At 52.3% G+C, this 13,097-nt stretch carries 16 protein-coding genes; 11 read left to right on the forward strand and 5 right to left on the reverse strand.

The features are described from left to right. Positions 1-174: 174 nt before the first annotated feature. The 5 genes from DBR44_RS00005 (at position 175) to DBR44_RS00025 (ending at position 3,442) form a co-directional block, all read left to right on the forward strand. The gene (locus tag DBR44_RS00005) at positions 175-1,146 is read left to right on the forward strand and encodes a DUF2726 domain-containing protein (RefSeq protein ID WP_124640800.1); all 972 of its coding nucleotides are present in this window, start codon (positions 175-177) and stop codon (positions 1,144-1,146) included. Next, a complete protein-coding gene (locus DBR44_RS00010; RefSeq protein ID WP_124640804.1) occupies positions 1,143-1,832 on the forward strand; it encodes a hypothetical protein in 690 nt (229 codons plus the stop codon). Before DBR44_RS00005 ends, DBR44_RS00010 begins: the two co-directional genes overlap by 4 nt. A 10-nt stretch (positions 1,833-1,842) precedes the next feature. Beyond that, positions 1,843-2,274, forward strand: a complete 432-nt coding sequence (locus tag DBR44_RS00015; protein ID WP_124640806.1) for a hypothetical protein — start codon at positions 1,843-1,845, stop codon at positions 2,272-2,274. Between the two features lie 36 nt (positions 2,275-2,310). Then, entirely contained in the window at positions 2,311-3,099 is a 789-nt protein-coding gene (locus tag DBR44_RS00020; protein WP_124640808.1) for a tetratricopeptide repeat protein, read from the forward strand. A 151-nt stretch (positions 3,100-3,250) separates the two neighbouring features. Then, complete coding sequence (locus DBR44_RS00025; RefSeq protein ID WP_233578241.1) at positions 3,251-3,442, forward strand: hypothetical protein; 192 nt, start codon at positions 3,251-3,253, stop codon at positions 3,440-3,442. A 234-nt stretch (positions 3,443-3,676) separates the two neighbouring features. On the opposite strand, the gene DBR44_RS00030 is transcribed toward DBR44_RS00025, so the two are convergent. The 4 genes from DBR44_RS00030 to DBR44_RS00045 form a co-directional block, all read right to left on the reverse strand. Then, the gene (locus DBR44_RS00030; RefSeq protein WP_124640812.1) at positions 3,677-3,871 is read right to left on the reverse strand and encodes a hypothetical protein; all 195 of its coding nucleotides are present in this window, start codon (positions 3,869-3,871) and stop codon (positions 3,677-3,679) included. A 520-nt stretch (positions 3,872-4,391) separates the two neighbouring features. Further along, positions 4,392-5,276, reverse strand: a complete 885-nt coding sequence (locus DBR44_RS00035; protein ID WP_158613520.1) for a DUF4435 domain-containing protein — start codon at positions 5,274-5,276, stop codon at positions 4,392-4,394. Next, entirely contained in the window at positions 5,273-5,950 is a 678-nt protein-coding gene (locus DBR44_RS00040; RefSeq protein WP_124640816.1) for an AAA family ATPase, read from the reverse strand. Before DBR44_RS00040 ends, DBR44_RS00035 begins: the two co-directional genes overlap by 4 nt. Beyond that, a complete protein-coding gene (locus tag DBR44_RS00045) occupies positions 5,848-6,594 on the reverse strand; it encodes an ATP-binding protein (protein ID WP_124640817.1) in 747 nt (248 codons plus the stop codon). The genes DBR44_RS00040 and DBR44_RS00045 overlap by 103 nt, the downstream gene beginning before the upstream one ends. A gap of 506 nt (positions 6,595-7,100) precedes the next feature. Between DBR44_RS00045 and DBR44_RS00050 the strand changes: the two genes are divergently transcribed. The 5 genes from DBR44_RS00050 to arsB all read left to right on the forward strand — a co-directional run bounded on the left by DBR44_RS00050 (position 7,101) and on the right by arsB (position 10,514). Beyond that, on the forward strand, positions 7,101-7,418 hold the full coding sequence (locus DBR44_RS00050) for a hypothetical protein (protein ID WP_124640820.1): 318 nt from the start codon (positions 7,101-7,103) through the stop codon (positions 7,416-7,418). Positions 7,419-7,421: 3 nt separating this feature from the next. Then, on the forward strand, positions 7,422-8,306 hold the full coding sequence (locus DBR44_RS00055) for an antA/AntB antirepressor family protein (protein WP_124640822.1): 885 nt from the start codon (positions 7,422-7,424) through the stop codon (positions 8,304-8,306). A gap of 343 nt (positions 8,307-8,649) precedes the next feature. After that, entirely contained in the window at positions 8,650-9,009 is a 360-nt protein-coding gene (locus tag DBR44_RS00060; RefSeq protein WP_124640824.1) for a helix-turn-helix transcriptional regulator, read from the forward strand. Between the two features lie 5 nt (positions 9,010-9,014). Next, the gene (locus tag DBR44_RS00065; protein WP_124640826.1) at positions 9,015-9,428 is read left to right on the forward strand and encodes an arsenate reductase ArsC; all 414 of its coding nucleotides are present in this window, start codon (positions 9,015-9,017) and stop codon (positions 9,426-9,428) included. Between the two features lie 9 nt (positions 9,429-9,437). After that, positions 9,438-10,514, forward strand: a complete 1,077-nt coding sequence (gene arsB / locus DBR44_RS00070; protein WP_124640828.1) for an ACR3 family arsenite efflux transporter — start codon at positions 9,438-9,440, stop codon at positions 10,512-10,514. A 153-nt stretch (positions 10,515-10,667) separates the two neighbouring features. On the opposite strand, the gene DBR44_RS00075 is transcribed toward arsB, so the two are convergent. After that, positions 10,668-11,141 (reverse strand): Lrp/AsnC family transcriptional regulator, encoded by a 474-nt coding sequence (locus tag DBR44_RS00075; protein WP_124640830.1) that lies wholly within the window; start codon positions 11,139-11,141, stop codon positions 10,668-10,670. Positions 11,142-11,922: 781 nt separating this feature from the next. On the opposite strand from DBR44_RS00075, the gene wecB reads away from it, so the two are divergent. Beyond that, positions 11,923-13,095: a non-hydrolyzing UDP-N-acetylglucosamine 2-epimerase gene (gene wecB, locus DBR44_RS00080; RefSeq protein ID WP_370449616.1), complete on the forward strand. Its 1,173-nt coding sequence runs from the start codon at positions 11,923-11,925 to the stop codon at positions 13,093-13,095. Positions 13,096-13,097: the final 2 nt, after the last annotated feature.

Genomic DNA, 13,097 nt, shown 5'->3' on the forward strand with positions numbered 1-13,097 from the left:
CATGAATGCGTAGTTCTACGGATGGCCATTAATACATAGAGGGGGGGCTAGAATGATCGAGTTGCCTCCTTTGCCAATTCCGTTGAATGCGTCGTTGCAGGCTATCAACGGACTGCAGCAGAACAGGCGTGCAGCCTTCTGGCGGCCACTATCATTTAGCAATATGATGTTTGGATGATTAAAGCATTATCCTTATCCCTGCTACTGGCCAGCGCCAGCGCAGCCGCCCAGGTTTACACCTGTACCGACCCGCAAACCGGTCGGCCCATCTATAGCAATTACCCCGGTTGTACGGTCATGAATACCGGGCAACCCGCGCCTGGCCAAGTGGTGCAGCCCTCGACACCGGCGCAGGCCACGCCGCAGCCACTGCCCACCACGCCAGCCTTGCCGCCCGCGGAGGCTATTACTCCGCAGCCAGCGCAGGCGGCCAGTCAACAAGTACCGCCTTTGCCGGTTGTTATCCCTGCGCCATCCTTGATGGGACCCATCATGTGGGCGATCAAATGGCCGTTGATCTTCATGGCTATTGTGGGTGTGCTGGCCATGATGATGCCCAGGCGGCGACGTGGCACACGCGGCCGTGGCAAGCGGCCCGATCTCAGGCAAGAACCACGCACGGCATCTGCACCCGAGGCACCGCCTGAGCTGAAGTCTCCGCCTGTGGTTAAAAAGCCGATGGATTACGGCAATGCACGCTTCTGCCTGAAAAACCCGAGCCTGCTGACCGAGCGTGAGCAGGGCTGTTACTGGCGGCTGGTGGAGCACCTGTCGCCAGACTTTATCGTGCTGGCCCAGGTGGGTTTCAGCCAGTTGCTAAGCGTTAAGGGCGGGGCCAACGAACAGAACAATGCGCTATTTGGCACCATGCGCCAGAAGGTGGCGGACTTTGTGGTGTGCCGCAAAGACCTGAGCGTGGTGGCGGTCATCGAGCTGGACGATAGCAGCCACCGTGGTAAAGAAGAACAAGACAAAAAGCGCGACGCCGCCGTGCGCCAGGCTGGCCTGCTGGCCTTCCGGCTACCCAATACCCCCGGCAACGAGCCGGTGAAGAACCTGGCGGATGTGCTGCGGCGGATGTATCTGGGCGCTGATTTTGTATCATCCAATGCAGGGCCGTCTCCCGCCACAAAGGAAACACGATGAAGCAAAGTTTGGTAGCTGGCTTTACCCTGTTGGCGGTGATAGGTGGCGCACAGGCCATGGAGGTGGAAGTGCGTGGCCAGGCCATGCTGATGTCCGGGCCGGTTACCGGCATCGAGCTACGCGTGCTGGAAAGTACGCTGGAGAGCCATCCGGACATTACGACGGTGGTGCTGAAAAATTCAAACGGCGGCGATGCCCGCAGCGGCTATGCAGTGGGGGAGTTCATCCGTGCGCACAAGCTCAATACCGCGCTGTCCGGTTTCTGCATCTCCTCCTGCTCTCGCATGTTTCTGGGCGGGGTGCAGCGGCAGTACTCCGATGAACAGCCACTGAACAAAACCTTTGTCGGCCTGCATGGCAACTATGCGGCCGATGGCAGCCTGCAAGTGGGGCGCATGGGCTACTTGAAAGACTGGGTCATTAAATACAGCGATGGCAAGGCCAACCCCGACCTGGTGGAGCAGTGGGTGCACATTCCCAATCATCATGGCTACATCGCCTTTTATCACCGGGATGCCAGCATTCTGCCTGGCACGCAAAAAGTAATGCTGTGCCAGGGCACAGAGGATAAAGGCAAGCGACAGGAACAATGCGCCAAGCCCGAGATGGGAGATGCACTGGCTAATGGGATTGTCACCTCATGGGAGATATATCCTTTGCGTGTCAACACGCAACAAGCTGACTGAGGTTAGTTAAATGCACAAGCTACTAGGCGGTTTTATTGACGCTTTAAAGCTGGGGGCATTGTTTGTGCTCTTGCTGTGCTGGGGCTGCAATACACCGCATTACCTGATTTCCAACTGGGTAGGCGCACATTTTCCCTGGACCAGCAGTCGCCAGCTTTGGGATGTTTGGGCTGCCTTGCTGATTGAAGGCATGTTGATACATCTCATCATGGCCGTGCTTACCGTGCCTTTGCTGCTGTTGATTTACCGCCATCATGCCACCAAGGTGGCGCTTGCCCTGTCCGCTGTATTCATTACGCGCGCCATGGCTGAGCTACCTCTGTCAGACCCATCCCATATCCTTTACCTTTGCTATCTGTCTGTAGCCAACCTGATCATGATGGTTGGTTTGGCTTATTTGTTGATTAAACTTCTCGGCAGGCGCGACTGTCGAGGACAGTAAATATCTCCCATCCATTCTTGAAAGCAGTAACTGCCTGTGAAACCCATCCTGATTATTCTTGCCTTACTGCTTCCCGCCTATGTATTTGCCGGGTTCGATGAGGGCATGCAGGCGTATCAACATGCCGACTTTGCGGCCGCACGGGCACTGTGGCAGCCACTAGCCGAGCAGGGCAATCGGGATGCCCAATTCGGCATGGGCTTGCTGTATGAGGCCGATAAAGGAAAGCAGGCAGACCCTACGCAGGCCGTGCAGTGGTATCAGAAAGCCGCGACGCAAGGGCAATCCAGAGCACAAAACAATCTGGCAGATGCCTACCGCATCGGACTGGGCGTGCAGCAGGATTTTAGCCAGGCGGCACACTGGTACCAGCAGGCGGCAGACCAGGGCAACGCCCAGGCACAGGCCCGGCTGGGTGTGCTGTACTACAACGGCCAAGGCCTGAAGCAAGACATGCAGCAGGCCCGAAACTGGCTGCAAAAAGCGGCTGATCAGCACCAGGTACTGGCTCAGCTGTATCTGGGCATGATGGCTTACAACGGCGAAGGTGGCGCACGCGACTATGTGGCTGCAGAAAAGTGGCTGCGACTGTCAGCCAGTCAAGGCAATGCCGCCGCTGAAAACTTCATGGCCCACCTGTATGAAACTGGCCATGGCGTACCGCAAGACAACTACCAGGCACTGCGCTGGCGCTTGTCTGCGGCCCACCATGGCAACAAGGATGCACGCAAGCAACTACCTGCCATCTACCAGCAGCAAAAAACCTGTGTAAACAGCATGGATGCAGCACCTTATCGCTGTGCTCCGGAGTCGCCGATACCATAGCAGCGTGGAAGCAGTATGTGGCGGGTAACACAGCCTTGGCCAAGGGGCATGTGGACTGACTGTCCGGGAAGGCGCAGACCACCTGGCTGACACGCTCACATCAAGGGTGAGTCGGCCGGGTTGGCCGAGTGCCATGAAAGGGGAGGATGCAATGGAGATGACAAGCACGACAGGCAAGATCATCTTTGCCATTGTCAGCGTTATCGCGCTGTTGCTTGCGCTGGTAGTGAAAAAGCTGCTCGGGCGGTGGGTGAATAATTGGGTGATTGCAGGCGGTGCGGTGTTGTTGGCCTGGGGGCTGATGGAGTGGATCTACCGGGCCACTGTGAGGGTGTGTTACTGAGTGAGCGGGCGTGGCGATGTGTGATCTGTGCAACGTGGCGCTGCGGGTGGTGGTGAGCGGGAGAGCCGCGCGGGGTGGGCGTGTGGGGTTGTGGTGATGTATTTGAGATGTTTTGGTGTGGCGCGGAGTGGCCGGGGAGCGTTTACAGGGCGCGGGGATGAATCTAGAATGTGAGTTACAAAAAGAGGCAAACAGCGCTGCAACGCTGAATGCCTCTTCATGTTGTACCTCACCTTACCTGGTGGGTTTTGACTCCTTCTTCTTTCGATGGGTTGGGAGAGTCACCGGAAAGCTCAATACGATCACATGATCGTGTTGAGCTTTTTCCGTTTCTGCGGGGTGCTGCAGGTGACTGCCGTAATGCAGCAGCATGAATGCTGCCCGCCTGATCCACTTATACGCGTGGACTGCGCTTTCCTTCTTTGCCATCTCCACTCCTTGATGGAGGGTTGTATCAGACCGGACGGCCTGCATTAGCTATGGGGTGATGGCGAACCCAAAATCATGATTTAACAGACGTAATTATCGTGGCGTATCCAGTACGGGGCAAGTCTTGACAGTGTTCGGAAAATGCGGAATCCGCGCCAAATAAGGTTTTCGGTGAGGTTAAAATTTTTCTGGCTAGACAGGTTTATTTTTGGCTAAAACTGGAAAGCCTTAAAAGACAAGCATCTGGGTGTTGATGCAGTTTTGCAACGAGATATGGTTTTAGCCCTGTGTTGTAGAGGTGCTACGCGGTTGGCATTAAATTGTACATTTCTGCTGGCTGGCCGCGAAAGATCACGGTCTTCAGGGTTTTGCTACAGGATGGAATATTTCATTGGTACAGTATGTTGCGGTTTATTTTTGATAAGATATGAGGCGAGCAAAAAAGCCTAATACGATGTATGCATCGCATTAGGCTTTTGCCATTTTCCTGAATTGTTAATTTTTAAGGACATCCTGGATGTTAGGTGATATTTTCAATGTGCGATTTAAGGTGCTCCACGAAATCATCATCCAAGTATTTTAAAGGGTTGGATTTGAACTCTCCGAATGCGAGCGATTTTATTAGTTCGTTAGGTGCGGACCTCTCATTGGTAATTTTTTTATATAGCGTTGCTATCATTGTTATAGATATATTTTCCCAAAGATGTCCTTGAATTATTTTTTTATTAATCTGTCCCAGAGCTAGTTCGATAGTTGCTTTTGATACTTCACAATCAAATATGTTATAATTTTTCGCCTTTCTTATAATTCTACCAATCTCATTGTGAGAAATAATCCATGGCAGTTTGTTGTTCATGCTTATACCACAACTGCCTCCATTTTTTTGGAGGAGTGCTTTTCCGAAAATGTGCGCACAGGAGTCTAGCACGCTTAGTTTTGCAGCTCGGTTGCTTGCTATGCGGTAAGTGTGCTGAATAATATTTTCACCCGAACTATTTAAATTGTTTATAAATCCAGATTGTGGAATTAGCTTCATTGCAACTTCTGAGCATAGCTTTTCGCTCCAGAAGTCATTCTCCCAGCTGTATCCGTAAGTTGTTATTAGTTTATTGTGTGCAATAAGAGAGTGATTGATTCCTGCAAGATCATTATCAACGATTGCAATGCTATTTTCAATTCCTTCAATTGCAATTTTTGCATGATAATCAAGAACTTCACTTCGGCTGCCTACTACTTTAATTTTAAATTTTCGATCCTTTATTATTTCGGAAAGAGTGGCTTGGTAGAAAATTTCATCATAAGTTTCCTTTTCAGAAAATCTTTTCCCTTCAATGTAAAATATCCAATCCACCTTGTGAAATTTATTAAAATTCTTAATGCCACTAATAGTTCTCATGAAGGTCATGAAAAGCATGCCTCCATTTCAATTGCATTGTCTCCGTGTATTGACACGATGTCAGGCGAATGTGTTGCAAATAGAATTTGGGCATTCGGATTTAGTTGCGAAATTGATGCTGTTAGCTTCTCCTGCCACGAAATGTGAAGTGATAATTCTGGCTCGTCTGCAATGTAAATATAGCTATCACTTTTTTGTAAAAGAGCTTCGCCTAATATAATCAAAAGTTGCTTTTCGCCAGACGACAAATCTTCGATGTTAATTTCTTTTCCATTCTTTGTTTTGAAATACAATTCATTTCCGTCGGAGAGTTGAGCAGTTTTTGTTCCATCGAACAACTCGTTAAGAATTTTTAAGAAAACATCTTTACTTTGGAAAATAATTGACTCTTTCTTTTGCAATTCTTTGTATTCTTGCACAAATGAATGGCTGCGCCATGTGTTATATAAGATGGCAAATTGATCCACAGTGACGGCTGCATTTTCAGCTCTTTTGGATATTGTGTTAAATTTTTCAAAATGTAAATTTAACTTTGATTCGTATTTCTTCTTATCAAGACCGAGTAGATTAAATAGCTTTGTTAGTGAATTTTTTTCTTCATTTGCATCGATCTTGGTTGAGAATGCAAGGACCGCATCTTTTTTTCGTGAGTGAGTACGGATAGCAAAATGTTTTTCTGAAATTCAATTACTTCTTCAGAATATTTCCCTTGTAGTTCTGAAAAATATCGAACCAGATTGTTATTTAGTATGTTTAGTTTATGATCTATTGGAGTTGCACCTCGTCGATCTCCTGATGGTGCATTGTCTTCATGATAGCGATGGAGAGGAAGCCAGCACAGTTGGATCATTGAATCCAGATTTCTTTGCACAGCGCCAAATGAATCACGATAATAGCGCTCAAGTTGTACCTTGAAGTTTCTACTCTTGGTAAGAGAGTCTGATTGTGGCAATTCGATTGCTATTTGAACTGGATTTTCTCGTTGCGAAGTTTTGAATTCATAGATCACACCGTTCAAGCTCAAAGGGGAGTTATTTTTTCTTACAGTGATTGTGGGTTTTTTTTGGCCGGAATCAGGCCTTAGGTGAATTGTGATTCTATCAAATTCAATTTTTTCTAATTTTTCAATATTGGCTGAAAGAACAGCTGCTATCAAATTGATAACTGTTGTCTTTCCAGACCCGTTTCTCCCAATAAGAAAATTGAATTTTTTATCAAGGTTAATATTTATATTTGAGCCAATTCCCCACAAATTTTCAATTTGTACGGCAGCAATTGTGTTTGACTTTTTTGCAGGTTGCAAAAGCATTTCAAGAGTTATGCTCACAGTATCGCTCGGTATTTTTATAAAATTCAATTTTATGCCAGATAGGTAGGATGTCAATAGTGTTTGATCATATTGACTTTCATAGTTAACTTTTCCCTTGGCTGTCAGCTACATGGGCTCACCAGCCGCTGAATTTATTTCTGAACCGTCATGCTGTAGTGTTCAATCTCTCGGTCTTTGCTTTCCAATCAGCGACCATCCACTGGCTGTTTTCATTTCTGCCATGCCTATTGGTCAGTTTTCCCTTTTTTCTCAACTACCTACAGTGGCTTCAGGTGCTGAACACACCCTGTAGGCTGTCAGAACATGCCCGACAATAGCGGCATCTTTGCATCCATAGCTTCCGAATTGTCTTGAGCTACAGGACAATGACCATCTATGGCCGGGCGTCCGTAGTGATACAAGACCCTTCGGGGGAAAGCTATGGGCCGTCCTACAGCGGTGTTCAAGCCCCCGGCCGCCTCTCTGAACAAGAGGTGAACTTGAACTATCTGTAGGAGGCCATCATGGCTGCTCAATCCCTTTCCATTTCCCCCGATCATCCTGCCATCCGCGACTTGCGCCACGCTGTCGAGCTGATGGATTGCCTGTCACAGGAGGGCTTTGGCCAGATCGCGGCCATGGCGCGCTGTGCTGAGGCTTTTGTTGACCAATCTCCCACACCCACACAGCCGGACATCTTGCGGCAGGTGCTGCGTGCCATCCGTGGCAAGGCGGACGATATCCAGAACTGCATCAATGTGCAGGCGGATGAGGTGGGCTGTGCTTGTCCGGCTGGTTTGGCCTGTGCCGTGCCGGCCTTGTCACTGAACGGGGAGGGCTGAGTGATGCAGGCTTTGATTCCGGTGGTGGATTACGAGATCGGCGGCCTGTTGGTGCCTGCCGTGAATGCGCGGGAGTTGCATGCGTTTCTGGAGGTGGGGAAGGATTTCGCAACTTGGCTGAGGGATCGTGTTGCTCAGTATAAATTCATTGAAAACAAGGACTTTGTTTGCTCCCCAGTTTCGGGGAGCAAAATGCAGGGCGGTCACAATCGCAAGGATTACGTGATTTCTCTGTCCATGGCCAAGGAGCTGGCGATGGTTGAGCGCAACGACAAGGGCAGGCAGGCGCGGCTGTACTTTATCGTTTGCGAGCAGCGCGCCTTGCAGTTGGCCGGGGCGGTGCCGCTGCCGGTGGCGGATGCCTTGCCGGCTGGTTGCGCGCGGTTCAATGGTGTGCCGGTATTTACCAATCAGCAGCTGCAAGGCTTGCTGGGGGTGAGCAAGGATACCCTGTACAGCAATCGCCATTTGAGGCCGGGCCGCTTTCGGGTGGGGGTGGAGTTTTTCAACCTGAGCGGGGAGCCGCTGCGCAACTTTACCCTGGATAATATCAGCACCGGGGTGTTTACCCGGCGCGGTGGGCGCAAGCTGACGATCTGGACACTGGAGGGGGTGGAGGCGCATTTGTCGATGCTGCCGCCGTCGATTGCGGACCCGGCCCGGCAGGCGGTGCGGCAGTGGCTGGAGGGTGGTCGGGCGGAGGCTCCGTCAAGGGCCTTGCCGGTGGTGGTGCCTGCTGCTGCAGCCGCGCTGCCGGCGGTACAGTGTGAGGCTTACCTGGCGACCTTGCGCTTTCCCTCTGCAGCAGCCCTGGGCGCGGCCATGCCGGCGATTTTGTGCCTGATGCAGCAGCATGGGGCGGAGCTGGCGGGGGCGCAGACGGGGTAGGGTGGTGGTAGGGTGAAGGGGCTATCAGATCGGCTTCGGCATGAAAAAACTGGGGAGCGATTGCCCCAAATCGGCCCCAAATTTTCGAAATCGGCCCTGTAACATAGAACTGGCTTAAAACGGCCTCGGGTTCGATTCCCGCCGCCTCCACCAGAACCTCTAAAAGCCAGCACTGACGCGGATTTCCGCTGATCTGCTGGCTTTTTCTTTGCTTGCTGCCACGTCGGTCTGCCATAAGTAGAAAACGATATGGCGGAATGACCGATGTAGCAGTCCGCTTCTTCCGATGTGAAGCATTAGAACGTCATTTGACTTTGCTTAAGGTTTCCATAAAAATGGAAATATGGAAACATTAAATGCCGCTGAAATTCTTGCTGCCCTTGGGCATGAGTCACGCCTTGCGATCTTCCGTTTGCTGGTAGAGGCTGGCCCCAAGGGAATAAATGCCTCCGCCATTGGCGAACAGTTGAGCATCCCCAATGCCACACTGTCATTCCATCTATCCCACCTTAGCCGTGTCGGCCTGATCAAGGGTGAGCGGGAGAGCCGGTTTATTCACTACTCTGCCGAGTACGGGACGATGGATGATCTCATTGTTTTCCTGACCAATAATTGCTGCCAGGGCAAGGCCTGCCTGCCCAAGACGGCGGCCTGTGATACGACGAAAACGTCTTGCAGCCAGAATCCTGCTTCTCCGGAATGAAAACCATGACTACAGCTAAAACCGTCCTTGTCCTGTGCACGGGCAATTCCTGTCGCTCCCAGATGGGGGAGGCGATTCTTAATCACGAACTGGCCGGCCTGGTGCGTGCCATCTCTGCCGGGACCAGTCCCCAGCCCAAGGTGGCCGATGGTGCCATCGAGGCGCTGAAGCAAGCCGGTTTGCCGACTGATGGTTTGGTTCCCAAGACTGTCGAGGCGGTGATGGATCAGGACATCGACCTGGTGGTCAGCGTCTGCGACAACGCCAAGGAAAGCTGCCCCATTTTCCCGCGGCCAGTGAAGCGTATCCATATTGGCTTTCACGATCCGCATGGCGAGCCGCTGGAAAGCTTTCTGGCTGTGCGCGATGACATCCGCACCCGTCTGGTACCGGCTGTGCGTACAGCCCTTGGCTTATAAGGAGTGCTCATGACGAATACCCCGTGTGAAGTGACGGCCAAGCCGGCTGCCGGTACGCCGATGAGCATTTTCGAGCGCTACCTGACGGTGTGGGTTTTTCTCTGCATCGTGGCTGGTATCGGCGCGGGGCAGCTTGCGCCCGGATTGTTCAAGGCCATTGGTCATATGGAAGTGGCCCAGGTGAATCTGCCGGTCGGTCTGCTCATCTGGGTGATGATTATCCCGATGCTGGTCAAGGTGGATTTTGCTGCCCTGCATGAGGTGAGGCAGCATGTGCGCGGCATTGGCGTCACGCTATTTGTTAACTGGTTGGTCAAGCCGTTTTCCATGGCTTTTCTGGGCTGGCTGTTCATCCGCCACTGGTTTGCGCCGCTGCTGCCGGCCGATCAACTGAACAGCTATATCGCCGGCCTCATTCTGCTGGCCGCCGCGCCTTGCACCGCCATGGTTTTCGTGTGGAGCCGGCTGTCCAATGGTGACCCGCTGTTCACGCTATCCCAGGTGGCGATGAACGACACCATCATGGTCTTCGCGTTTGCGCCCATCGTGGCGCTCCTGCTCGGCATCTCGTCGATTACCGTGCCCTGGGCCACGCTGCTGACTTCGGTGCTGCTCTACATTGTCATTCCCGTCATCCTGGCGCAGCTGTGGCGCAAGCTACTGCTGGCCAAGGGGCAGCAAGCCTTTGATGCTGCCATGACCAGGATCGGGCCGTGGTCCATCACTGCGCTGCTGGCCACGCTGGTTTTGCTGTTTGCTTTTCAGGGGGAGGCCATCATCCGCCAGCCGCTGGTGATTGCACTGCTGGCCGTGCCTATCCTGATTCAGGTGTTTTTCAACTCGGCACTGGCCTACTGGCTGAACAAGCTGGTAGGGGAGAAGCACAATATTGCCTGCCCGTCGGCGCTGATTGGTGCGTCGAATTTCTTCGAGCTGGCGGTGGCTGCGGCTATTAGCCTGTTTGGCTTCGAGTCCGGCGCAGCATTGGCCACGGTGGTGGGGGTGTTGATCGAGGTGCCGGTCATGCTGCTGGTGGTGAAGGTGGTGAATGCATCCAAGGGCTGGTACGAAACCCAGCAGTCGTAAGGCGCAGTGCAGGGGGGCGTGGGCATGACCGTGCAACGCCGCCCCCATCGCACGCAGGTCATTTCACACTGCAATGGCTGCAATCGTCGTTGTGCCAACTTCACCGTGGAAACGATGGTTCCTGCAGGTGGCCAGCCATGGCCACCGCTGCCGCTATACCTGTACTGATGGCACCGACTTCATGCAGCGCAAGGCAAATAGCGAACGGCTGTGGCGAATGCCGGAAATCCGGTAGAGTTTTTCCCGCAGAAAGCACTCATAACCAGCCGTGCCATCCACGGCTACTTTGATCAGATAGTCATATTCACCAGACACCAGATGGGCTTCCAGTACCTCTGGCAAGGCCGCCAGCTCTTCCCCAAAGCGGGCCAGCGTATTTTCCTCGTGCGCATTGAGCGTGATTTCAATCAGCACGGTATCCCGCAGCCCCAGCTTTTGCTGGTTGATCAGTGCCACATAGCCCTGAATATAGCCATCTTCCTCTAGCTGACGCGTATGGTTCCAGCAGGCCGATGCGGACAGCCCTACGCGCTCAGCCAGTTCGGCATTGGACAGCCGGGCATTCTTTTGCAGCTCTTGCAGAATCTTTCTATCCTGCGGGCATAATTCTGTTTTATTTTCCGACATAACACTTCCTGAAAAATATTCTTCACCAAATTTGGCGAAGTCAAAAATAATTAACCGAAATCTCAGTAGGTGGCAAGCAATTGAAAAGCCTCTTCTCGCTTGGCCGGCATACATTAAGTCACATCAAGAAGTCATAGCGCAGAGCCTTTACAGACCGCCCGCCACCCGCAGGCTTGCCACCGGTCAACACCATTTGTCCTGGCTGCAAATGCTCTCAAGCCCCTTACCGAGCGGCTGGATCAACATGAACAGAATCGACATCAAGTGATGTGACTACCGCCTGGGCTGATCATCAAATGCCACGCTCCCGAGCATTGGCCTTGGCGGTATTTTTTATCAGCTTGTTTTGTCATTTTTGGTTTTTATGGTCAAAAAACAGCAGCATCATGAATTTATATCATTGATTGATGAGCATATCTGATGCTTTGTTGCTGTATTGGTACGGAGCAGGGAAAAACAGTCATCCGTAGCCCAAACTTGTAAAAATGAGTCTCTTATTTCTCTTTTAACCAGTTAAGCCTGCAAATGCATAGGGATTAACCACCTTCAGCTGACACGGACGTACCGAAATGTCCTGACGTTGTACGATTTCATGGCGTCGGCCTTGTTGGTCGGCAAAATTTTAACTTCATTTTAAGCAATTTGTTTCAATACCTTAAATACAATGTGCAAAAATTGTCGTTGCAGAAGCAGGATCGACACCCGGGGTGTCATGCCTTGTTCTGGATGCCTAGTGCATATGTGATGTCGAAAAATCAGAGAGGAGATCGGTGTGATTACAGTGTTGACGATATTTGGCACGCGGCCAGAGGCAATCAAGATGATCCCGATTGTGCAAGCGCTACAAAACTGCCCTGACGTGGTATCTCAGGTCTGTGTGACCGGACAGCATCGGGAGATGCTGGATCAAGTGCTGAGCTTGTTTGATGTAAAGCCGGATCATGATTTGCAATTGATGCACAAGGCACAGGGCCTGGCGCCGCTTACCGCTTTGCTTCTTCTGGAAATAGACCAGGTACTGGCGCAGGTGCAGCCCGACGTGGTGCTGGTGCATGGCGATACGGCTACCACCCTGGGGGCGAGCCTGGCCGCTTTTTACCGCAAGATTCCTGTGGGGCATGTCGAGGCAGGCTTGCGTACTGGTGACTTGTCTTCGCCATGGCCGGAGGAGATGAATCGCCGTGTGGTAGATACCTTGTCAACGTGGTATTTCGCGCCGACAGAGGAGTCCTGTTGCAACTTGCGGCGGGAGGGGGTGGACTCTGCCCGCATTTTCATCACGGGCAACAGTGTGGTGGATACCTTGCTGCTGACGGTGGACAAGCTGCAGCGGCAGCCGCATCTGCAGGCGAAGATGAGCGACAGCTTTGCGTTTTTACGCTCAGGCTCGAGGATGATCCTGATCACCGGCCACCGGCGCGAGAGCTTTGGCGAGAAGTTCGAAAACTTTTGCCGCGCGCTGCTTGTGCTGGCGAAACGCTACCCCGAAGTGGACTTCGTCTACCCGGTCCATCTGAATCCCAATGTGCGCGAGCCGGTATATGCCTTGCTGTCCAGGGTGGCCAATATTCACCTAGTTGATCCGCAAGAGTATCTGCCATTCGTCTATCTGATGGTGCGCTCCTACCTGATCATTACCGATTCGGGCGGTATACAGGAGGAAGCCCCGGCCTTGGGCAAGCCGGTACTGGTTACCCGCGATACCACGGAGCGGCCAGAGGCCCTGGCAGCAGGTACGGCGCGACTGGTGGGGACGGAAACCGAAAGCATCGTGGCGTCAGCCAGCGAGTTACTGGATGACGAAGCGGCCTATCTCAAGATGTCGCAAGCACACAACCCCTATGGCGATGGACATGCCAGCCGCCGCATTGCCGCTATTGTGTCTTCCTTGCCGTCCTTGCGCGGGTGCACCCAGGTGCCGGAAGCGACCGTCGCGACGGTAGCAGGAACATGAGC

Origin of the sequence: Aquitalea sp. FJL05 (genome assembly GCF_003852595.1) — a bacterium.
In the GTDB taxonomy this organism is placed as follows: domain Bacteria; phylum Pseudomonadota; class Gammaproteobacteria; order Burkholderiales; family Chromobacteriaceae; genus Aquitalea; species Aquitalea aquatilis.